We start from the raw sequence: 20,625 nt of genomic DNA on the forward strand, positions 1-20,625 counted from the left end.
CCGTGGCGCCGGAAGCGGAAAGGATCACGTGCGCCGCCGCGCGAACGTGGGCGGAACGCGCATCACTTCTGCTGCGACGACTTGTCCTTGGCCTCGACATCGATGGTGGTCGAGTCGCGCAGTTCCTTGGGCTGGGCGGACTGGGCCGGCTTATCGGCAGCGTCGCCTTCGCGCATGCCGTCCTTGAAGCCCTTGACCGCGCCACCCAGATCCTGGCCGATGTTGCGCAGCTTCTTGGTGCCGAATACCAGCATCACGATCAGCAGCACGATCAGCCAGTGCCAAATGCTCAACGAACCCATTTTCTATCGCTCCTGATGGCGCCGCGGACAGCCCTCCGGCCGTCCCGCCCCGTTTGTTCCGTCCTCACAAGCCTGCGCCGGGCGACGGTTGCCGGCGCGGCACCCGGCCGCCGTCAAACGGACCGCGGCCTGTACCTCCTTCTCCTGCTCGCTCCCGGCCGGCGCAGCGGCATCTTCCACTGCACGCATGGACCACCCTCGCCTGCGGGTACGGTTGAAGGACGGCTTGTCCGTCTTCCGGCCCCGCGCCGATCATGGTACGGCACCGCCGACACTGCGCCAGCCCATGCCGGTCCGGGCACTCTCTACACCATTTTAGCAAGCAAGCCGCCTTCGCCGGGGCCGCAATTGGCCGGCGAGGCGGGATGCCTCCCCGGACCATGCAGGAAGTGTACCGGCGCCTTGAGATGAAGCCACCGGACGTCGGGCATCGCCCCATCCCTGCTGCGCCCTGGCGCCTGGTCCGCCCCGCGCCGGCCGGCTGCGGCCTAGCAGAAGTGACGATTATCCCGCGTGTTCATGAAAATCTCGTGGTTCGGGTGGAGTCGGATCAGGCGGACCGGGGAAGCGAAGCCACGTGGGCAGGCAGGCAGCTCAGAACGAGCCGTCCGGGTACATCGGCTTGCCATCGTTCAGGTAGAGCCAGCCCTTGACGATGCGGTACAACATCCACAGCGACAGCACGCCCCAGACGGCGAAGGCTGCCGGAATCAGCACCACGGTGAAGAACAAGGCCCCACCCAGCACCGCCCAGGCGATCGACCACCAGAAGGAGCGGATCTGCCAGGCGAAATGCGAGGCATAGAGGCTGCCGCGCGCGTCGTCGCGCTTGACGTAGTCGACGATGATGGCGACCAGCGCGGTGATGCCGCCGGTCAGCCAGAAGATGGCGTACAGGGCATACAGGATGTGCAGCAGCTTGCGCAGGCTGTCGAGCTGCGCGCCGGAAGGCAGGACCTGGCCGCTGGATTCGTTGCTCATGTGCGTCCTTCTCCTTGTTGTGCGGGGCAAGTGCCGGCCGGCGCGCGGCTCTCCGCGCGACCAGCGGCGTGGGTCTCGCCGTGGGCCTTATTGCGACCGGCTCGCCTTCTCTTCCAGCCCCGACAGGCCTTCGCGGCGCGCCAGTTCGCGCACCACGTCGTCCGGGGACAGGCCGAAGCGCGCCAGCAGCACCATGGTGTGGAACCACAGGTCGGCCACTTCGTAGACCACCTTGCTCTTGGCCTCGTCCGACAGGCCGGCGGCGCGTGCGTCCTTGGCCGCCATCACGGTCTCGGTCGCTTCCTCGCCGATCTTCTTCAGAATGGCATCGTCGCCCTTGTGGAACAGGCGCGCCACGTAGGACTTGTCGGGATCGCCGCCCAGTTCGGGCTTGCGCGACTCCAGCGTGGCGGCGATGCGCGCCAGGATATCGGCGCCGCTCGGGGATGTGCTCATGGCTTGGCCGCGTAGATCTGGGTGGGGTCCTTCAGGACCGGCTCGACCGTCTGCCAGTCGCCGTTCTCGGCGTCACCCTCGAACTTCTGGAAGAAGCAGGCGTGCCGTCCGGTGTGGCAGGCAATGCCGTCGATCTGGGTGACCTTGAGCAGGACCACGTCCTCGTCGCAGTCGAGACGGATCTCATGCACCTTCTGCACGTGGCCGGACTCCTCGCCCTTGTGCCACAGGCGCTTGCGCGAACGCGACCAGAACACCGCCTCGCCCAGTTCCACGGTGCGCTGCAGCGCCTCGCGGTTCATGAAGGCAAACATCAGCACGTCATTCGAGCCGACTTCCTGCACGATCACCGGCACCAGGCCGTTGTCGTCCCATTTAACCTTGTTGAGCCACTTCTTTGCCATCTTGCTTCGCCGTGATCAGATCCGCACCGGAATGCCCTCGCGGGCCATGAACGCCTTCGCCTCGCCTACGGTGTGCTGGCCGTAGTGGAAGATGCTGGCCGCCAGCACCGCATCGGCATGGCCCAGGCGGATGCCGTCGGCCAGGTCCTGCAGGCTGCCCACGCCCCCCGATGCGATCACCGGCACCGGCACGGCATCGCTGACGGCACGCGTCAGTTCGAGGTCGAAGCCGCTCTTGGTACCATCGCGGTCCATGCTGGTCAACAACAGTTCGCCCGCGCCACGCTCGGCCATTTCGCGTGCCCACTGCACCGCGTCCAGGCCGGTGGCCTTGCGCCCGCCGTGGGTGAAGACCTCCCAACGCGGCGGCTCACCCGGCGCCGAGCTACGCTTGGCGTCGATGGCGACCACGATGCACTGCGAGCCGTACCTGGCCGTGGCGTCCGACACCAGTTGCGGATTGGCGATGGCGGACGAATTGACACTGATCTTGTCCGCGCCAGCATTGAGCAGCCGGCGTACGTCCTCGACGGCGCGCACACCGCCGCCCACAGTCAGCGGGATGAAGACCTGGGAGGCCACGGCCTCGATGATGTGCAGGATCAGGTCGCGGCCGTCGCTGGTCGCGGTAATGTCGAGAAATGTGATTTCATCGGCACCCTGCTCGTCGTAGCGGCGCGCGATTTCGACCGGGTCGCCTGCGTCGCGCAATTCGACGAAGTTGACCCCCTTGACCACCCGCCCGTTGGTCACGTCCAGGCAGGGGATGATACGTTTGGCTAGCATGAGATTCCTTGTCCGGCCCTGCCCCGGCTCGCAACCGGGGCGGCCGGCACGGCGCGCCGTGCGCGCGTTGCCTATTGCTCCGCGCCCAGCTTGTCGGCGCGGGCCTGCGCGTCGGAGAAGTTCAGGTCACCCGAGTAGATCGCGCGGCCGCAGATCACGCCTTCCACGCCATCGCCCTCGACCGCGCACAGGTGATCGATGTCGGCCAGGTTGGAGAGGCCGCCGCTGGCGATCACCGGGATCGACATCGACTGGGCCAGCTTGACGGTCGCCTCGATGTTGATGCCCTGCAGCATGCCATCGCGACCGATGTCGGTATAGATGATGGCTTCGACGCCATAATCCTCGTACTTGCGGGCCAGGTCCACCACTTCGTGGCCGGTCAGCTTGCTCCAGCCGTCAGTGGCGACCTTGCCGTCCTTGGCATCGAGGCCGACGATGATATGGCCGCCGAAGGCCGAGCAGGCATCCTTCAGGAAGCCGGGATTCTTCACTGCCGCGGTGCCGATGATGACGTAGGACAACCCGTCGTCGAGCCAGCGCTCGATCGTGTTCAGGTCGCGAATGCCGCCGCCCAGCTGGACGGGGATTTCGCCCCCCACCTCGGCGATGATCGCCTTGATCGCGGCTTCGTTGCGCGGCTTGCCCACGAAGGCGCCATTCAAGTCGACCAGGTGCAGGCGACGAGCGCCCTGCTCCACCCAGTGACGTGCCATGGCGGCGGGATCCTCGGAAAAGACGGTGGCCTGGTCCATGTCGCCTTGTTTGAGGCGTACACACTGACCGTCCTTCAGGTCGATGGCCGGAATGAGCAACATATGCGTGACGAGCGTGGTTGAGTAGAAAAAAGGGAACAAGACCGGCGGACCGGTCGAGTCAGGTCAGGTCAGTTCGGGTCGATTCAAGTCAGAACAGGTCGATCGGTCAAGGGCCGGATCCTCACGGATTCCAATGCACGAAGTTCCTGTACAGCTGCAGACCCATCGCGGCGCTCTTTTCCGGATGGAACTGCGTGGCAAAAATATTATCGCGCGCCACGGCACTGGTAAACACGACGCCATACTGCGTTTCGCCTGCCGTATGGGCCGGGTTGTGCGGCCGCACGTAGTAGCTGTGGACGAAATAGAACCAGCTGTCGTCCGGGATCCCCTCCCACAGCGGGTGGGCACCGACCTGCCGGACCCGGTTCCATCCCATCTGGGGAACTTTGAAGCGGGAGCCGTCCGGCTGTGTCATGCCGTCCAGCTCGAAGCGGACCACTTCGCCGGGCATCAGTCCGAGGCAGGGCGTGTCGCCCTGTCCGGCGCGGCGCTCGGTACTGCTGTCGAACAGCATCTGCTCGCCCACGCACACGCCCAGCATCGGCTTGCTGGCCGCCGCCTCCAGCACGGCCTGCTGCAGGCCCGAGGCTCCCAGCGCGCCCATGCAGTCCGGCATCGCGCCCTGGCCGGGCAGCACCACCCGGTCCGCGGCGCGGATACCCTCGGGAGCATCCACCACCCGCACATCCGCTTCCGGCGCCGCGGCACGCAGTGCCTGCGCGACCGAGCGCAGGTTGCCCATGCCGTAATCCACAATTGCTATGGTAGTCATGATTTCAAAACAGGCAAAAGGGTCTTCAGCCCGTCCACAATGAATTCCACGGCCAGCGCCGACAGGATCAGGCCCATCAGGCGCGTGCCGATATTGATGCCGGTGCGGCCGATCACCCTGGAAATGGGGTCGGCCGCGCGGAATACCAGATACACCACCGCCCCCAGCACCACGCCGATGGCGACCAGCACCAGCAACTGGTACCAGTGCTGAGTCTTGCCGGCATAGACGATCACCGTGCTGATCGAGCCCGGCCCGGTCAGCAGCGGCAGTGCCAGCGGCACCACCGCCACGCTGGCCTTGGCCTCGGCCTCGTCCTCCTCCTCGGGCGTGGCCTTGGTGCGGCTGGTCTGGGCGTTGAGCATGTTCATGGCCATCATGATCATGATCAGGCCGCCACCGACCTGCAGGGACGCCACCGAGATATTGAAGAACTCGATGATCTGCTGCCCCAGCAGCGCCGACACCGCCACCACCACCGCCACCGAGATCGATGCGATCTTGATCGTGTGCAGCTTCTCGGTCTCGGACTGCTGGTCCGTCAGGCTGATGAAGAACGGGATCGCCCCGATCGGGTTGATCAGCGCCAGCAGCGAGATGAACGACTTGAGGGTATCCATCGGTTGCGTGCGGCCGGCTTGCCGGCCAATCCAGGCGCCTCGCGGCGGTTCCGCCCCCCCGGCGCGCCGGGGGGCGGTTCTGCTTACAGCGTACCCTTGGTGGACGGCACGGTGCCCGCTGCGCGCGGATCCAGTTCCACCGCCATGCGCAGCGCCCGGCCGAAGGCCTTGAACACGGTTTCGCACTGGTGGTGGGCATTGATGCCGCGCAGGTTGTCGATATGCAGCGTGACGCCGGCATGGTTGACGAAACCGCGGAAGAACTCGATGGTCAGGTCGACATCGAAGCTGCCCACGCGGGCGCGCGTGAACGGCACGTGGAATTCCAGGCCCGGGCGGCCCGAGAAATCGATCACCACGCGCGACAGGCATTCGTCCAGCGGCACATAGCTGTGCCCGTAGCGGGTGATGCCCTTCTTGTCGCCGATGGCACGTGCCACGGCCTGGCCGAGCGTGATGCCGACGTCCTCGACCGTATGGTGGTCGTCGATATGCGTATCGCCCTTGGCCTCGACCTCCAGGTCGAACATGCCATGCCGGGCGATCTGGTCCAGCATGTGGTCGAGGAAGGGCACGCCGGAGGCCAGCTTCTGGCGTCCGGTGCCGTCGAGATTGAGCGAAACGCGGATCTGCGTTTCGGAGGTATTGCGGGTGACCTCTGCAACACGCATGGTGTTAATCCTGCAACGAGGCACGGAAGGCCTCGAGAAACTGCGCGTTCTCTTCGGGGGTGCTGACCGTGACGCGCAAACAGTTGGCCAGCAACGGGTGCATTTTACCCACGTTCTTGATCAGCACCTTGCGCGCCAGCACTCGGTCGAAGATCTGTGCGCCATCGGGCACGCGCAGCAGCAGGAAATTGGCCGCGCTGGGGAAGACGGTGACCCCGGGCAGCGCCTGCAACGCCGCCACCAGGTTCGCGCGTTCCGCGCGCAACCGGGCCGCCTGCTCGTCGAGCACGGCGACATGCTCCAGCGCGAACAGCGCGGCGGCCTCGGTCAGCACATTGACGTTGTATGGCGGACGCACCTTGTCGAGCTGCGCCAGCCATTCCGGCGCGCCGGCCACGTAGCCCAGGCGGATGCCCGCCAGGCCCAGCTTGGACACGGTGCGCATCACCAGCAGGTTGCCGAAGTCCGCCAGGCGCGGCATCCAGCTCTGCTGGGCGAAGGGCTGGTAGGCCTCGTCGACCACCACCAGGCTCTGGCAGACGGCGCCGTCGGCGGCGCGCAGGATGGCCTCCATGTCGGCTTCGTCGAACAGGTTACCGGTGGGATTGTTCGGATAAGCCAGGTAGATGATGGCGGGCTGGTGCTCGGCCATGGCCGCCAGCATGGCGTCGCGGTCGAGCGTGAAATCCGCGCGCAGCGGCACGCCGACGAAGCCCAGGCCGGCGAACTGCGCCGACATCGCGTACATGACGAAGCCCGGCACCGGCGCCAGCACCTTGGCGCCCGGCTTGGCGGCGGCCAGCGACAGCATGCTGATGATTTCGTCGGAGCCGTTGCCGAGCAGCACATCCATGCCGGCCGGCACCTGCATCACCGCCTGGAGCCTGGCGCGCAGCGCGTCGCTGCTCGGCACCGGGTAGCGGTTGAGCGCGACCTCGCCCAGGCGGGCGGACAGTTCGGCGCGCAGCGCGGGCGGCAGCAGGTAGGGGTTCTCCATGGCGTCGAGCTTCACCAGACCATGCGCGTCCGGCACGTGGTAGGCGCCCATGGCGCGCACGTCGTCACGGATGATGCGTTCGATCAGGGAAGGCTTTACGGCAGACATGGAAGGTCCTCTCGGGTGGGTTGCCGCCGCCCGGCAGGGCGGCGGCGGGTGGAATCAACTGCGCTTGATACGGTACTCGGCGCTGCGTGCGTGGGCCTGCAACCCCTCGCCGTAGGCCAGTTCGGCGGCGATCTGGCCCAGCATCTGCGCACCGCCCTCGCTGACCTCGATCAGGCTGGAGCGCTTCTGGAAATCGTAGACGCCCAGCGGGGAAGAGAAGCGCGCGGTGCGCGAGGTCGGCAGCACGTGGTTGGGGCCGGCGCAATAGTCACCGAGCGACTCGCTGGTGAAGCGGCCGAGGAAGATGGCGCCGGCATGGCGGATCTTCTCCGCCCACTGGCGCGGATTCTCCGCGGAGATCTCCAGGTGCTCCGGCGCGATCGCGTTGGCGATCTCGCAGGCCTCGTCCATGTCGCGCACCTTGATCAGCGCGCCGCGTCCGGACAGCGAGGCGGCAATGACGTCGCGGCGCGGCATCACGTCGAGCTGGCGCTGGATGCTGGCCTCCACCGCGGCGATGTAGCGGGCGTCCGGGCACAGCAGGATCGATTGCGCCAGTTCATCGTGCTCGGCCTGCGAGAACAGGTCCATGGCCACCCAGTCGGGATCGGTGGTGCCGTCGCAGATCACCAGGATCTCGGACGGCCCGGCGATCATGTCGATGCCCACCGTGCCGAACACGCGGCGCTTGGCGGCCGCGACATAGGCATTGCCCGGACCGACGATCTTGTCCACCTGCGGCAGCGTGGCGGTGCCGTAGGCCAGCGCCCCGACCGCCTGCGCGCCACCGATGGTGAACACGCGGTCGACGCCGGCGATCTGCGCGGCGGCCAGCACCAGCGGGTTGCGCACGCCGCCCGGCGTCGGCACCACCATGATCACTTCCTTGACGCCGGCCACGCGCGCGGGAATCGCGTTCATCAGCACCGACGAGGGATAGGCGGCCTTGCCGCCCGGCACGTAGAGGCCGACGCGGTCGAGCGGCGTGACCTTCTGGCCGAGCACCGTGCCGTCGGACTCGGTGTACTCCCAGCTGTGGCTGCCGCATTCGATCTTCTGCTTCTCGTGGTAGGCGCGCACGCGCGCCGCCGCCGCCTCCAGCGCCGCGCGGCGCTTGGGCTCGAGCTCGTCGAGCGCGGCTTCCAGCTCCGCCTGCGACAGTTCGAGCGCGCCCAGCGAGGCGGCCTCGACGCGGTCGAAACGCTGCGTGTATTCCAGCACCGCGGCATCGCCGCGCGCCTTCACGTCGGCCAGGATCTGCGCCGCGGCGCGGTCGATGGCTTCGTCTTCCGAAGCCTCGAACGCCAGCACCTCGCGCAACGCGGCGGCGAAGCCCGCCTCGCTCGAATCGAGCTGGCGGATCACCACGTGTTCGGTACGGTTTTCAGTCATGATGGCTATCCCCTGGGGCAAGCGGCGGCTTCAGGCCAGCGCCGCCGAGGCCCGTTCGAATGCGTCGAGAATCGGCGTGAGCCGCTCGCGCTTGAGCTTGAGCGCGGCCTGGTTGACCACCAGCCGCGACGAAATCTGCACGATCTCCTCCACCTCGACGAGGTTGTTGGCGCGCAGCGTGCCGCCGGTGCTGACCAGGTCGACGATGGCGTCGGCCAGGCCCACCAGCGGACCCAGTTCCATCGAGCCGTAGAGCTTGATCAGGTCGACGTGCACGCCCTTCTTGGCGAAGTGCTCGCGCGCGGTCTGCACGTACTTGGTGGCGACCGCCAGGCGCGCGCCCTGGTGCACGGCACTGGCATAGTCGAAACCGGCCGGCACCGCCACCGACATGCGGCACTTGGCGATATTGAGGTCGATCGGTGCATAGAGGCCCGCCATGCCGTGCTCCATCAGCACGTCCTTGCCGGCCACGCCGAAATCGGCGGCACCGTACTGCACGTAGGTCGGCACGTCGGAGGCGCGCACGATGATGACGCGCACGTCCGGATCCGTGGTCGGCAGGATCAGCTTGCGCGACGTCTCCGGATTCTCGGTGACGCGGATGCCTGCAGCCTCCAGCAGCGGCATCGTCTCGGTGAAGATGCGGCCCTTGGACAGAGCCAGCGTCAGCTGGTTGGCGGGGCGGATGGCGAGATTCATGGGTGTCCTCGGGATACTCAGGCGATGCGGCGGATCTTGGCGCCCACCGCCGACAGCTTGTCTTCGATGCGGTCGTAACCGCGGTCCAGATGATAGATACGGTCGATGACGGTCTCGCCTTCGGCCACCAGCCCGGCGATCACCAGGCTGGCCGAAGCGCGCAGGTCGGTGGCCATCACCTTGGCACCGGACAGGCGCGGCACGCCGGTCACCACCGCCGTATTGCCCTCCACCGAGATATTCGCACCCAGCCGGCTCAGTTCCTGCACATGCATGAAGCGGTTCTCGAAGATGGTCTCGGTGACGCGCGACGTACCTTCGGCAACCGCGTCCAGGGCCATGAACTGCGCCTGCATGTCGGTCGGGAAGGCCGGGTACTCCGAGGTACGGAAGCTGACCGCGCGCGGGCGCTGCGGCATCGCCAGGCGGATCCAGTCCTCGCCGCTGTCGATGCGCGCGCCGGCTTCGCGCAGCTTGTCCAGCACCGCGTCGAGAATGGCCGGGCTGATGCCGCGCAGCGTCAGGTCGCCGAGCGTGGCGGCAGCCGCGCACAGGAAGGTGCCGGCCTCGATGCGGTCGGCAACCACGTCATGGCTGGCGCCGTGCAGGCGCTCGACGCCCCGCACCACCAGCCGGTCGGTGCCGATGCCCTCGATCTGCGCGCCCATCTTGACCAGCAGGCGGGCCAGGTCGGTCACCTCGGGCTCGCGCGCGGCGTTCTCCAGCACGGTCTCGCCGTCGGCCAGCGTGGCGGCCATCAGCAGGTTCTCGGTGCCGGTCACGGTGATCATGTCGGTCACCACGCGTGCGCCCTTGAGGCGCTTGGCACGGGCATGGATAAAGCCATGCTCGATGGCGATCTCAGCCCCCATCGCCTGCAGGCCCTTGATGTGCTGGTCCACCGGCCGCGCCCCGATGGCGCAGCCGCCGGGCAGCGACACGCGCGCCTCGCCGAAGCGGGCCACCAGCGGCCCCAGCACCAGGATGGAGGCGCGCATGGTCTTGACCAGCTCGTAGGGTGCCTCGGGCCGGTTGACGCCGCTGCCGTCCAGCGTGACGGCGTGGCCGTCCTGCTCGGCCTTCATGCCCATCTGGCGCAGCAGCTTCAGCGTGGTGCGCACGTCCTGCAGGTCGGGCACGTTGCCCAGCGAGACCGTGTCGGCGCAGAGCAGCCCCGCGCACAGGATCGGCAGCGCGGCGTTCTTGGCCCCGGAGACGCGGATCTCACCGCGCAGCGGGCCGTTGCCCTGGATCTCAAGTTTGTCCATGTTCCGTCGTTTGGTGGAAGGCCGGCGGGCCGGCAAGGGACGCTCGCGTTGCGGCGGCACATGCCGCCCCGTCGCTCCGCCCTGCGTGCCCGCGCGCTTCCGGTTGCTCTTACTTGCCGTCGGCCGCCTGCCATTCGGCGGGCGTCAGGGTCTTCATCGACAGCGCGTGGATCTCGGCCTTCATGCGGTCGCCCAGCGCCGCGTAGACGCGCTGGTGCCGCTGGATGAGGCGCTTGCCCTCGAACTCCCCGCTGACGATGGTGGCGAAGAAGTGCTGACCGTCGCCCTCCACCTGCAGGTGTTCGCATGGCAGACCTTGGGCGATATAGTCCCTGACTTGTTCCGGTGTAGGCAGCATGTCTTTCTCTTTGTTTCGTCTCGTTACGTCTGATCGCTTGGCTTGCGGTATAGGAATCGGCAGCGGCGCGGGGGAGCGCCTCAGCCTCAATGCCGCAGCTTGTAGCCCGACTTCAGCAGCCGCAGCGCCAGCGCCGCCAGCACCAGGAAGGCGGTGCCGACCACGGCCAGGCTGAAGACCGGGTCGGCGTCGGACACGCCGAAGAAGCCGTAGCGGAAGCCGTCGATCATGTAGAAGAACGGGTTCGCATGCGACACCCCTTGCCAGAAGGGGGGCAGCGAGTGGATGGAATAGAACACGCCGGACAGGAAGGTGGCCGGCATGATCAGGAAGTTCTGGAACGCCGCGAGCTGGTCGAATTTCTCCGCCCAGATGCCGGCGATCAGGCCGAGCGTGCCGAGGATGGCGGCGCCCAGCACGGCAAAGGCCAGGATCCAGCCCAGGTGGGCGAAATTCAGGTGCGCGAACCAGGCGGTGACCAGCAGCACGCCGAGCCCGACCGACAGGCCCCGCACCACGGACGCCAGCACGTAGGCACTGAACATCTCCCAGTGCGACAGCGGCGGCAGCAGCACGAACACCAGGTTGCCGGTGATCTTGGACTGGATCAGCGAGGACGAACTGTTGGCGAAGGCGTTCTGCAGCACGCTCATCATTACCAGGCCGGGCACCAGGAAGGCCGTATAGCTGATCTGGTCGTAGACCTTGACGCGGTCTTCCAACACGTGACCGAAGATCAGCAGGTAAAGGATGGCCGTCAGCACGGGCGCGGCCACGGTCTGGAAGCTGACCTTCCAGAAACGCAGCACTTCCTTGTAGAACAGCGTGCGGAAACCCACCAGGCCGCCGGGCGCCGAGACGGCGGCCGGCAGGCGGCGCGCGGCGTCGCTCACGTCGAATTCCACGGGCGCCTTCATGCTGCCACCTCCATTGCGGACGCCCCCTGGGCGCCGGGCATGTCGGCCTCGCGGCGCATGATCTGGACAAACACGTCTTCCAGGTCGGCCTTGTTGATTTCCATGTCTTCGATCTCGCAGCCGGCCTCGCGGCAAGCCGCCAGGATGGGTTCCACCGCCGCATAGCCCGACAGGCGCAGGCGCACGCCGCGCTCGCCAGGGTTGGCGGGCATGCGCAGCGCCTCGAGCTCCTGTGGCAGCGTGCCGCTGGCCAGCGTCAGCTGGAGCTGCAGGCCGGCGAACTGGGTCAGCAGGTTGCTGGTGCGGTCCAGCGCCACCACCTCGCCGAACTTGAGCATGGCGATGCGGTCGCACAGCGCCTCGGCTTCTTCCAGGTAGTGGGTGGTCAGGATCACCGTGTGGCCCTCGCGATTGAGCCGCGCGATGAACTTCCACAGCGTCTGGCGCAACTCCACGTCGACGCCGGCGGTCGGCTCGTCGAGCACGATCACCGGCGGGCGGTGCACCAGGGCCTGGGCCACCAGCACGCGGCGCTTCATGCCACCGGAGAGCTGGCGCATATTGGCATCGGCCTTGTTGGTCAGGTCCAGGTTGGCCATCACCTCGTCGATCCAGTCGTCATTGCGCGTCAGGCCGAAATAGCCGGACTGCAGGCGCAGGGTCTCGCGCACGGTGAAGAAGGGGTCGAACACCAGTTCCTGCGGGACCACGCCCAGCATGCGGCGCGCCATGCGGTAGTCGGACACCACATCGTGCCCGAGCACGCTGACGCTGCCCGAGTCGGCGCGGTTCAGGCCCGCGAGGATCGAGATCAGCGTCGTCTTGCCTGCGCCGTTGGGACCGAGCAGGCCGAAGAATTCGCCCTGCTCGACGGAGAAGCTGACGCCCTTGAGCGCCTGCAGGTTGCGGTAGCGCTTGCGAACGTCGGTGAGTTCGATGGCTTTCATGGCCGGGTACTGTGGGGCTGGCAGGCTCTGCGGAGCCGGCCGGCCGGGACTGGGCGGGACTGCCGCCGGCATCGGTCGCGCGCGTCTGGCGCGCAACGGGCGAACAACCGGGAATTATAGGGGATGCGGGCGAAGTCCCGCTTTGGACGAGGCGCGCGGCCGGAACCGGCACCCGGGCATCGCACTGGCGGCCGATGCGTCGGTCCGCCACGGATGCCGGGTCAATGTCGGTGGCTGGCGTGGAAGCCGGCGGCACCCGCCGGGATGCCCAGCAGGCCGTCGACGCCGTAGACCTCTGCCAGTGCGGCCAGCTGGCGTGGCACGCCGACGAAAGCCAGCGCCTGGCCACGCGCGTCGGCGGCCCGGCGCAAGGCCAGCAGTACCGCGACAGCGGCCGAATCCACCTGCGCCAGCGCGGCGCAATCGACCTGCGCCTCGCCCTGCGCCAGGCGCGACAGACCGTCACGCAGCACGGCGGCGGCGTTGCGGTTGGTCAGCGAGGTACCGAGCGAGAGCATGCGGAGGGTGTCGGGTATTGTGAACCGCCGCCCATGGCGTCATGGCGCGGCGTTGACGGGTCATTGTAGCAGCTTGGCAGCGGCGTGCTGCACCGCAACCAGAATGTGGCGGAACCGGGTTCCGAAGCCGGCCCGCCCTCTCCCGCTCAGCTCTTGGCGTTGGCCAGCTGGCGGTTGCGGTCCTGCAGCGTCTTGATGACACCGTCGATGCCCTGCTGGCCGACGATGGTGTTGAAGCTGCCCTTGTAGGCCTCGGTCAGCCAGGCGCCCAGCACGTTGATGTCATAGACCTTCCAGCCTTGCGGCGTCTTTTCGAGGCGGTAGTCGAGCTGCATCGGCTCGCCCTTGTTGATCACCTGGGTGCGGATGGTGGCGTCGGTGTCGTCGGGCGCACCACGGTAGGGACGGAACTGCACGGTCTGGTCGCGGATCTGGGCGATCGCACCGGCGTAGGTACGGATCAGCAGCGTCTTGAACTCATCGATGATCACCTTCTGCTGCTCGGGCGTGGCCTTGGACCAGTTGCGGCCCATGGCGATCTGGGTCGTCCTCTGGAAATTGGCGTTGGGCAGGATCTTCTGCTCGACCAGCGAGGTGATCTTGTTGATATTGCCCGCCTGCATATCCTTGTCGGCCTTGACGGTGCTCATCACGTCGCCCACGACGGCCTTGACCAGCCCGTCGGGTGTCGAAGCATCCTGCGTCTGGGCATGCGCAGCGCCGCTGAAGGCGAAAACGGTCACGAGGGGAAGCAAGAGTCGCTTGATCATTGGGTTTCCTTGTCTATCGTGGAGGCGGATCGTCGCCGGCACCCGGTGCCTGGCAGCGAGCCCCGCGAACGGGGCTGGCGCAGATCCACCTTTTACTATTGGAACACGGGCCGCTGGCGGGAGTTCAGGCCAGCCGTGCCGGATGCGCCATATCTAATAATTTGTTGCAGTGCTCACAGGCTGCTCACGCTGCCGCGCAGCCGGCGCTAGTGGCCGCTAGCCCGCTAGCGGCCGATGCGCAGGCTCGGCACGGTAGGCGTGACCGGCAGGGTCTGCCCCTCGGGCTGCGGGCCTGCGGGCGCGGACGCGCCCTGGTTGCCTGACTGGTCCTTATCCTTGTCCTCGTCGCTCGCCGGCGGGTTGCCGTCATAGATCTGGTATTCGCGCCGCTGCAGATAGGCATCGCGCAAGAACGAGTAGCGGTCCAGCGCAGCCTGTTCGAGCAGGTTGGACACGCCCAGCAGTTGCGCGCGGGTGTTGACCAGGCGCAGGCCCGTGAGCGAGTTGCGCAGCCAGATCGGATGCAGGTAGGCCGACGGATCCATGTAGCGGTCGACCAGCATGCCGGCGGTGTCGCGCACGGTACTCGGCCCGAACACCGGGAGTACGAGGTAGGGGCCGGCCGGCACGCCCCACACCCCCAGGGTCTGGCCGAAGTCTTCCTTGTACTTCGGCAGGCCGGCCGGGGTGGCGATGTCGATCAGCCCGCCGATGCCCAGCGTGCTGTTGAAGATCACGCGCAGGCTATCCTCGACCGCCCGCGTAGGCTTGCCCTGCAGCAGGTTGTTGGCGGCCGAGTAAACGTCGCCGATATTGGAGAAGAAGTTGCTGACCGCGGTCTGCACCGGGGATGGCAGCACGAAGTCGTAAGCCTGGGCGACCGGCTTCATCACGTACTTGTCGACTTCGTCGTTGACACGCAGGACGCCGCGGTTGAGCGGCTCCAGCGGGTCCTTGGGATTGGCGTCCGGGCCGGTGGCACAGCCAGCCGTCAGGGCCAAGGCGGTCGCGCAGGCGGCGAGACCGGCGCGCCGCGGGATCGAAAGCGTCCGATTCATTTCGCACCTCCCGCTGCCGGCAGGGCGGCAGCGCTGCTGCTGCCGCTGCTGCCATTGCCACTGCCGGCGCCGGCGCCGGCGTCAGCGGCCTTGTTGTAAAGAAACTGCCCGATCAGGTTCTCCAGCACCACGGCCGACTGCGTCATGGTGATGCGCGAACCATCCGCCAGCATGGCGGTATCGCCGCCCGGCTCGAGGCCGATGTACTGTTCGCCCAGCAGGCCCGAGGTCAGGATCTTGGCCGAGGTGTCCTTGGGAAACTGGAAGCGCTTGTCCAGCTTGAGCAGGGCTGTGGCCTGGTAGGTCTTGTCGTCGAAGCTGATGTCCGCCACGCGGCCTACCACCACGCCGGCGCTCTTGACCGGCGCACGCACCTTCAGGCCGCCGATATTGTCGAAGCGCGCCTGCACCGAATAGGTTTCCTGGAAGGAAAAGGAGCTCATGTTCCCTGCCTTCAGCGCCAGGAACAGCAGGGCCAGGAAGCCCACCACCACGAACAGCCCCACCCAGAAGTCGAGTGCGTTTCTTTTCATCTGTGTCTCTTTTCAAGCGCCGTATGCCTGCCAGGCGCGCCGATGGCGGCGCGGCCTAGCTGAACATCAGCGCGGTCAGCAGGAAATCCAGTCCCAGCACCGCCAGCGATGCGATCACCACGGTGCGCGTGGTCGCGCGCGACACCCCCTCGGGTGTCGGCTTGGCCTCAAAGCCCTGGTACAGCGCGATGAAGGTCACGGCGATGCCGAAGATCACGCTCTTGATCACGCCGTTGAGCACGTCCGCGCGCACGTCCACCCCGTTCTGCATCTGCGACCAGAAGGCGCCGGCGTCGACGCCGATCATCTGCACGCCGACCAGGTAGCCGCCCAGGATGCCGACCGCGCTGAAGATCGCGGCCAGCACCGGCATCGCCACCACGCCGGCCCAGAAGCGGGGCGCGATCACGCGTTGCAGCGGATTGATGGCCATCATTTCCATTGCCGTGAGCTGTTCGCCGGCTTTCATCAGGCCGATCTCAGCCGTCAGCGAGGTGCCCGCACGCCCGGCGAACAGCAGGGCGGTGACCACCGGACCGAGTTCGCGCACCAGCGACAGCGCCACCAACAGCCCGAGCGCCTGCTCGGAGCCGTAGCGATTCAGCGTGTAGTAGCCCTGCAGTCCGAGCACGAAGCCGACGAACAGCCCGGACACGGCGATGATCACCAGCGACAGGTTGCCGACAAAGAAGATCTGGTCCGACACCAGTCGGAAGCGCTTGAACAGCGGCGGCGACAGCACCAGCACGGAGAAGAACATGCGCGTGGCATGGCCGACGCCGACCACGCCCAGGCGCACCGCAGCGCCGATCGCGCTGAAGAAACCGATCACTGCACCGATCATGCCCGCCCGTCTCCCAGCGCGAAGTCCTCGGCCAGCGGCGGCCCGGGATAATGGAAAGGCACCGGACCGTCCGGCTCGGCCAGCACGAACTGCCGCACGAACGGGTCATCGGAGGCCCGCAACGCCTCCGGCTCGCCCTCGGCGGCAATGCGACCGTTGGCGATGAAATAGACGTAGTCGGCGATCTGGAAGGTCTCGTTGACGTCGTGGGAGACGATGATGGTGGTAGCCCCCAGCGCGTCGTTGAGGCTGCGGATCAGGCGCGCGGTCAGGCCGAGCGAGATCGGATCGAGCCCGGCGAACGGCTCGTCGTACATCAGCAGCGCCGGATCGAGCGCGATGGCCCGCGCCAGCGCCACCCGCCGCGCCATGCCGCCCGAGATCTGCGACGGCATCAGGTCGCGCGCGCCGCGCAGGCCGACCGCATTGAGCTTCATCAGGACCAGGTCGCGAATCATCGGCTCGGGCAGGTCGGAATGCTCGCGCAGCGGAAAAGCGACGTTGTCGAAAACGGACAGGTCGGTGAACAGCGCGCCGAACTGGAACAGCATGCCCATCTGCCTGCGCACGGCGTACAGGTCCTTCTGGCCCAGGGTGCCGAGATCGGCACCGTCGAAACTGACCTGGCCGCACTGTGCCCGCACCTGCCCGCCGATCAGGCGCAGCACGGTGGTCTTGCCGCAGCCCGAGCCCCCCATCACCGCAACCACTTTACCGCGCGGGAAACGCATGGTCAGGCCGGACAGGATGGGCTTGGCGCCTGGCGCGTAGGCGAAGTCGACCGCCTCTAGCTCGACGAGGTTTTGCGCTTTATCGATCACATTGGCACCGCATTGGACAGTGCCGCATTATAAGGGCTTGTCCGGATAGCTGCCGTGCGTATGTGGCGCAATACCCATCGGAAATCGGTGAAACAATGTGTGCAGGCGCAGGCGCACCCGCCAGCAGTCGGCAGCCGGCCGACAGCCAGCATCAGGGGCTGCCTTGTCCGCCAGCCTCGCGCAGGATGGCCTGCCACTGCAACTGGTCGGTCCGGATGGCGGTGGCGAAGGCATCCGGCACATCGCTCATCGGCGTCAGCCCGGCCGCCTGCAGGCGCTCGCGCACTTCGCGCTCGGCCATCACCGCGGCAAGTTCCGCGGCCAGGCGCGCCACGATGGCGTGCGGCGTCTTGGCCGGCGCGAGCACGCCGAACCAGGCTGCGGCGGAATAACCGTCCAGCCCGGCCTCTTGCAACGTGGGGACGGCCGGCGCCAGTGGCGAGCGCTTCAGGCCGGTGACGCCGAGCAGGCGCAGCGCACCGTTGCGGACGTGTGCCTGCACCGCCCCATAGGAGCAGAAGCAGGCGCTGATGCGGCCGGCCAGCATCTCCTGCACCACGGCTCCCTCCCCCTTTGCCGTGACCAGGGGCACGCCGTTGCGCAGACCCAGCACGGTGTACTCGGCATACAGGTGCGCAGGCGTGCCCGGCTGGCCGGAGCCGTAGCTGTAAGCGGCGGGATTGGTCCGCACCGCCGTCATCCACTGCTGCACCGTGCGCACCGGCAAGTGCGCGCCGACGGCGAGGAAAAGCGGCATGGTGGCCACCCGCGCCACCGGGGTGAAATCGCGCTGCACATCGTAGGGGACGGGCTCCAGGCCTGGCTGGATCAGCATATTGGCCTGGTGGAACAACAGGGTATGACCGTCGGAGCTGGACTTGGCGACCAGGTCGCCGGCCAGGGTACCGGCCGAACCGGGGCGATTGTCGACGTCGACGGGAACACCCAGGCGGGCGCTCAGGCGCTCGGCCAGCAAGCGCGCCACCGCATCGGCGACGCCACCGGCGGGAAACGGCGCGATCAGGCGGATCGGCCGCGCGGGGTAGCTGATCTGCCTTGGCGCCGAGGCGGGCTGGGCTCCCGGCGCGGACAGGGCGAAGGCGGCAAGGGCGAACCCCAGGACCTTGCCGGCGAGGTAGGCGCCTGCTCGCGCAGGGGTGACGGAAAACCACAACTGCGCCCTACCTCGCCAAAGCCGCGCCAACATGCGTACTTCGGACATCTATTCCTCCCGGGCGCCGTGGATGGTGGCAGCCAATTGGGGTCGAGTGGGAAGCGTTAGCGAGGCAGTCTTTATCGTTGTGCATGGCATTGTACGGACCACCCCCGAGGCGGCACAGACCACGTAAACCATAGCCGGGAGAACCCTGTAGCAGCACCTGCCGGGCCAGCAGAGAAGATGGCAGCGGCACACAACTCCAGGGAATGCCGGCCATCGCTGCCTATAATGCCGGGATGTCCGAATTCCTCCTCCGACCCATGCAGGTCGCCGACCTGCCCGGCGTTCTGGCGGTGCAGGCGCAATGCTACGGCAACATGCTGCTGGAATCCGAGGCGGCGCTGGCCAGCAGGCTGGCCCTGTCGCCCGCCACCTGCTGGGTCGCCCAAGCCGGCAACGAGCCCGCCGCCGGCGCTCCGCTGGCGGCCTACCTGTTCACCCATGCGTGGCCACGCAGCACGCTGCCGACGCTCGACGGCGTGCTTCCCGCTGCCGTGCCGGCTGCCGCGGCTGCGGTGGCCGGCCTGACGTGGTTCGTGCACGACATGGCGGTGGCGCCGACCGGACGTGGCGGCGGGCTGGCGCAACGGCTCTACCGGGCCGCGCAGGCGACCGCGCTGCAGGCCGGCCTGCACCATTCACGGCTGATCGCCGTGCAGGCAGCCGGCGCCTGGTGGCAGCGCCTGGGCTACCGGCCGCTGGATGCGGCGCAGACAGCGCCGTTCGCAGCCAAGCTGGCCGGCTATGGCGCCGGCGCCGTCATCATGGAGTGCGCACTGGCGGCGGCACCCGCCTGAGCGGCACGCGGCCCCAAAGAAAAAACCCGCCCGGCTGGCGCGGGGCGGGTTGGGTGCAGCGGCAGCGCAGGCGTCAGCGCGGCAGTTCCGAGTGCCCCATCAGGAAGGCGTCGACCGAGCGCGCGGCCTGGCGGCCTTCGCGGATCGCCCACACCACCAGGGACTGGCCGCGACGCACGTCGCCGGCGGCGAACACCTTGGCCACATTGGTCTGGTAGGCCCGCTCGCCTTCGGTGGCGGCCTTGGCGTTCTTGCGTGCGTCGGTGTCGACGCCGAACGCTTCCAGCATCGAGCCCACCGGGTTGGTGAAACCCATTGCCAGCAGCACCAGGTCGGCCTTCAGGGTGAACTCGCTGCCCGGCACTTCCTGCATCTTGCCGTCCTTCCACTCGACGCGGCAGGCCTTCAGGCCGGTCACCTTGCCGTTCTCGCCGATCAGTTCCTTGGTGGCCACCGACCAGTCGCGCTCGCAGCCCTCTTCGTGCGACGACGAGGTGCGCAGCTTGATCGGCCAGTACGGCCATACGAGCGGCTTGTTTTCTTCTTCCGGCGGCTGGGGCAGCAGTTCGAACTGGGTCACCGAGGTGGCGCCGTGGCGGTTCGAGGTGCCGACGCAGTCGGAACCGGTGTCGCCACCGCCGATCACGATCACGTGCTTGCCTTCGGCGCGGATCTCGTTGGCACCGTCGCCGGCCACTTCCTTGTTCTGCGGGATCAGGAATTCCAGCGCGTAGTGCACGCCGGACAGGTCACGGCCCGGCACCGGCAGGTCGCGCGGCACTTCCGAGCCGCCGGCCAGCACCACGGCGTCGAACTGCTCCATCAGGGCCTTGGCCGAGATGGTCTCGCGCGCATAGTTCTTGATTCCCGCCGGCAGTGCGCCGTCGGTCACCATCACGCCCGCGCGGAAGGTCACGCCTTCGGCCTGCATCTGCTCGATGCGGCGGTCGATCAGCGACTTCTCCATCTTGAAGTCGGGGATGCCGTAGCGCAGCAGGCCGCCGATGCGGTCGTTCTTCTCGAACACCGTGACGTCATGGCCGGCACGTGCCAGTTGCTGCGCGGCAGCCAGGCCGGCGGGCCCCGAACCGACCACGGCGACGGTCTTGCCGGTCTTGTGCTTGGGCGCCTGCGGCGCGACCCAGCCCTCTTCCCAGGCCTTGTCGATGATGGCGTGCTCGATCGACTTGATGCCCACCGGCAGCTCGTTGATGCCGAGCGTGCAGGCGGCCTCGCACGGTGCCGGGCAGATGCGGCCGGTGAATTCGGGGAAATTGTTGGTCTGGTGCAGCACTTCGATCGCCGACTTCCAGTCCTGGCGGTACACCAGGTCGTTGAAGTCGGGAATGATGTTGTTGACCGGGCAGCCGTTGTTGCAGAACGGAATGCCGCAGTCCATGCAGCGCGCGCCCTGGATCTTCGCTTCGCTGTCGGACAGCGCGAAGACGAATTCCTTGTAGTGCTTCACGCGCTTGACTACGGATTCGTAGCCTTCGTTCTGGCGCGGAAATTCGAGAAAGCCAGTCGCCTTACCCATGTTGCGTCCTTGGTCTTGCTGCGCGG

At 67.3% G+C, this 20,625-nt stretch carries 25 protein-coding genes; 1 reads left to right on the forward strand and 24 read right to left on the reverse strand.

Translation table 11 applies throughout. The features are described 5' to 3' along the window. Positions 1-62: 62 nt before the first annotated feature. From tatA to BKK81_RS00190, 23 genes are all read right to left on the reverse strand, one after another. Positions 63-302, reverse strand: coding sequence for a Sec-independent protein translocase subunit TatA (gene tatA, locus BKK81_RS00080; RefSeq protein WP_071010016.1), 240 nt, complete (start codon positions 300-302; stop codon positions 63-65). A gap of 594 nt (positions 303-896) precedes the next feature. Then, entirely contained in the window at positions 897-1,283 is a 387-nt protein-coding gene (locus BKK81_RS00085) for a DUF4870 family protein (protein ID WP_071010017.1), read from the reverse strand. A gap of 87 nt (positions 1,284-1,370) precedes the next feature. Further along, positions 1,371-1,739: a phosphoribosyl-ATP diphosphatase gene (locus BKK81_RS00090; RefSeq protein ID WP_071010019.1), complete on the reverse strand. Its 369-nt coding sequence runs from the start codon at positions 1,737-1,739 to the stop codon at positions 1,371-1,373. Then, complete coding sequence (gene hisI / locus BKK81_RS00095) at positions 1,736-2,143, reverse strand: phosphoribosyl-AMP cyclohydrolase (protein ID WP_071010021.1); 408 nt, start codon at positions 2,141-2,143, stop codon at positions 1,736-1,738. Before hisI ends, BKK81_RS00090 begins: the two co-directional genes overlap by 4 nt. A gap of 15 nt (positions 2,144-2,158) precedes the next feature. Beyond that, entirely contained in the window at positions 2,159-2,929 is a 771-nt protein-coding gene (hisF, locus tag BKK81_RS00100; protein WP_071010022.1) for an imidazole glycerol phosphate synthase subunit HisF, read from the reverse strand. A 71-nt stretch (positions 2,930-3,000) separates the two neighbouring features. Further along, on the reverse strand, positions 3,001-3,747 hold the full coding sequence (gene hisA / locus BKK81_RS00105; protein WP_071010024.1) for a 1-(5-phosphoribosyl)-5-[(5-phosphoribosylamino)methylideneamino]imidazole-4-carboxamide isomerase: 747 nt from the start codon (positions 3,745-3,747) through the stop codon (positions 3,001-3,003). Positions 3,748-3,868: 121 nt separating this feature from the next. After that, positions 3,869-4,522 carry an imidazole glycerol phosphate synthase subunit HisH gene (gene hisH / locus BKK81_RS00110; RefSeq protein ID WP_071010025.1) on the reverse strand — a complete coding sequence of 218 codons (654 nt, stop codon included), beginning with the start codon at positions 4,520-4,522 and terminating at the stop codon, positions 3,869-3,871. Next, on the reverse strand, positions 4,519-5,142 hold the full coding sequence (locus tag BKK81_RS00115; protein ID WP_071010027.1) for a YchE family NAAT transporter: 624 nt from the start codon (positions 5,140-5,142) through the stop codon (positions 4,519-4,521). Before BKK81_RS00115 ends, hisH begins: the two co-directional genes overlap by 4 nt. An 83-nt stretch (positions 5,143-5,225) precedes the next feature. Then, positions 5,226-5,813: an imidazoleglycerol-phosphate dehydratase HisB gene (hisB, locus tag BKK81_RS00120; RefSeq protein WP_071010029.1), complete on the reverse strand. Its 588-nt coding sequence runs from the start codon at positions 5,811-5,813 to the stop codon at positions 5,226-5,228. A gap of 4 nt (positions 5,814-5,817) precedes the next feature. Then, entirely contained in the window at positions 5,818-6,918 is a 1,101-nt protein-coding gene (gene hisC / locus BKK81_RS00125) for a histidinol-phosphate transaminase (RefSeq protein ID WP_071010030.1), read from the reverse strand. Positions 6,919-6,972: 54 nt separating this feature from the next. Then, positions 6,973-8,310, reverse strand: coding sequence for a histidinol dehydrogenase (gene hisD, locus BKK81_RS00130; RefSeq protein ID WP_071010032.1), 1,338 nt, complete (start codon positions 8,308-8,310; stop codon positions 6,973-6,975). A gap of 30 nt (positions 8,311-8,340) precedes the next feature. Further along, positions 8,341-9,012, reverse strand: a complete 672-nt coding sequence (gene hisG, locus BKK81_RS00135; RefSeq protein WP_071010034.1) for an ATP phosphoribosyltransferase — start codon at positions 9,010-9,012, stop codon at positions 8,341-8,343. A gap of 17 nt (positions 9,013-9,029) precedes the next feature. Then, a complete protein-coding gene (gene murA, locus BKK81_RS00140) occupies positions 9,030-10,280 on the reverse strand; it encodes a UDP-N-acetylglucosamine 1-carboxyvinyltransferase (RefSeq protein ID WP_071010036.1) in 1,251 nt (416 codons plus the stop codon). Positions 10,281-10,389: 109 nt separating this feature from the next. Further along, on the reverse strand, positions 10,390-10,638 hold the full coding sequence (locus BKK81_RS00145) for a BolA family protein (RefSeq protein WP_071010038.1): 249 nt from the start codon (positions 10,636-10,638) through the stop codon (positions 10,390-10,392). An 86-nt stretch (positions 10,639-10,724) separates the two neighbouring features. Beyond that, positions 10,725-11,555: an ABC transporter permease gene (locus BKK81_RS00150; protein ID WP_071010039.1), complete on the reverse strand. Its 831-nt coding sequence runs from the start codon at positions 11,553-11,555 to the stop codon at positions 10,725-10,727. Beyond that, on the reverse strand, positions 11,552-12,502 hold the full coding sequence (locus BKK81_RS00155; RefSeq protein ID WP_071010041.1) for an ABC transporter ATP-binding protein: 951 nt from the start codon (positions 12,500-12,502) through the stop codon (positions 11,552-11,554). Before BKK81_RS00155 ends, BKK81_RS00150 begins: the two co-directional genes overlap by 4 nt. 221 nt (positions 12,503-12,723) lie before the next feature. Continuing rightward, positions 12,724-13,020, reverse strand: a complete 297-nt coding sequence (locus BKK81_RS00160; protein WP_071010043.1) for an STAS domain-containing protein — start codon at positions 13,018-13,020, stop codon at positions 12,724-12,726. 146 nt (positions 13,021-13,166) lie between these two features. Beyond that, positions 13,167-13,790, reverse strand: coding sequence for an MlaC/ttg2D family ABC transporter substrate-binding protein (locus BKK81_RS00165; protein WP_071010045.1), 624 nt, complete (start codon positions 13,788-13,790; stop codon positions 13,167-13,169). 224 nt (positions 13,791-14,014) lie between these two features. Continuing rightward, positions 14,015-14,848, reverse strand: coding sequence for an MlaA family lipoprotein (locus BKK81_RS00170; RefSeq protein ID WP_071010047.1), 834 nt, complete (start codon positions 14,846-14,848; stop codon positions 14,015-14,017). After that, positions 14,845-15,381, reverse strand: coding sequence for an outer membrane lipid asymmetry maintenance protein MlaD (gene mlaD, locus BKK81_RS00175; RefSeq protein ID WP_071010049.1), 537 nt, complete (start codon positions 15,379-15,381; stop codon positions 14,845-14,847). The genes BKK81_RS00170 and mlaD overlap by 4 nt, the downstream gene beginning before the upstream one ends. A gap of 55 nt (positions 15,382-15,436) precedes the next feature. Then, entirely contained in the window at positions 15,437-16,213 is a 777-nt protein-coding gene (gene mlaE, locus BKK81_RS00180) for a lipid asymmetry maintenance ABC transporter permease subunit MlaE (RefSeq protein WP_071015859.1), read from the reverse strand. 8 nt (positions 16,214-16,221) lie between these two features. Further along, positions 16,222-17,046: an ABC transporter ATP-binding protein gene (locus tag BKK81_RS00185; RefSeq protein WP_071010052.1), complete on the reverse strand. Its 825-nt coding sequence runs from the start codon at positions 17,044-17,046 to the stop codon at positions 16,222-16,224. A 151-nt stretch (positions 17,047-17,197) separates the two neighbouring features. Then, positions 17,198-18,220, reverse strand: a complete 1,023-nt coding sequence (locus tag BKK81_RS00190; protein WP_442873389.1) for a Bug family tripartite tricarboxylate transporter substrate binding protein — start codon at positions 18,218-18,220, stop codon at positions 17,198-17,200. Between the two features lie 281 nt (positions 18,221-18,501). Between BKK81_RS00190 and BKK81_RS00195 the strand changes: the two genes are divergently transcribed. Beyond that, positions 18,502-19,062, forward strand: coding sequence for a GNAT family N-acetyltransferase (locus BKK81_RS00195; RefSeq protein ID WP_071015861.1), 561 nt, complete (start codon positions 18,502-18,504; stop codon positions 19,060-19,062). Between the two features lie 73 nt (positions 19,063-19,135). Here the strand turns inward: BKK81_RS00195 and BKK81_RS00200 are convergent, their stop codons facing one another. Continuing rightward, complete coding sequence (locus BKK81_RS00200; protein WP_071010056.1) at positions 19,136-20,599, reverse strand: glutamate synthase subunit beta; 1,464 nt, start codon at positions 20,597-20,599, stop codon at positions 19,136-19,138. Positions 20,600-20,625 lie beyond the last annotated feature (26 nt).

It is taken from the genome of Cupriavidus sp. USMAHM13, from assembly GCF_001854285.1.
Classification (GTDB): Bacteria; Pseudomonadota; Gammaproteobacteria; order Burkholderiales; family Burkholderiaceae; genus Cupriavidus; species Cupriavidus malaysiensis.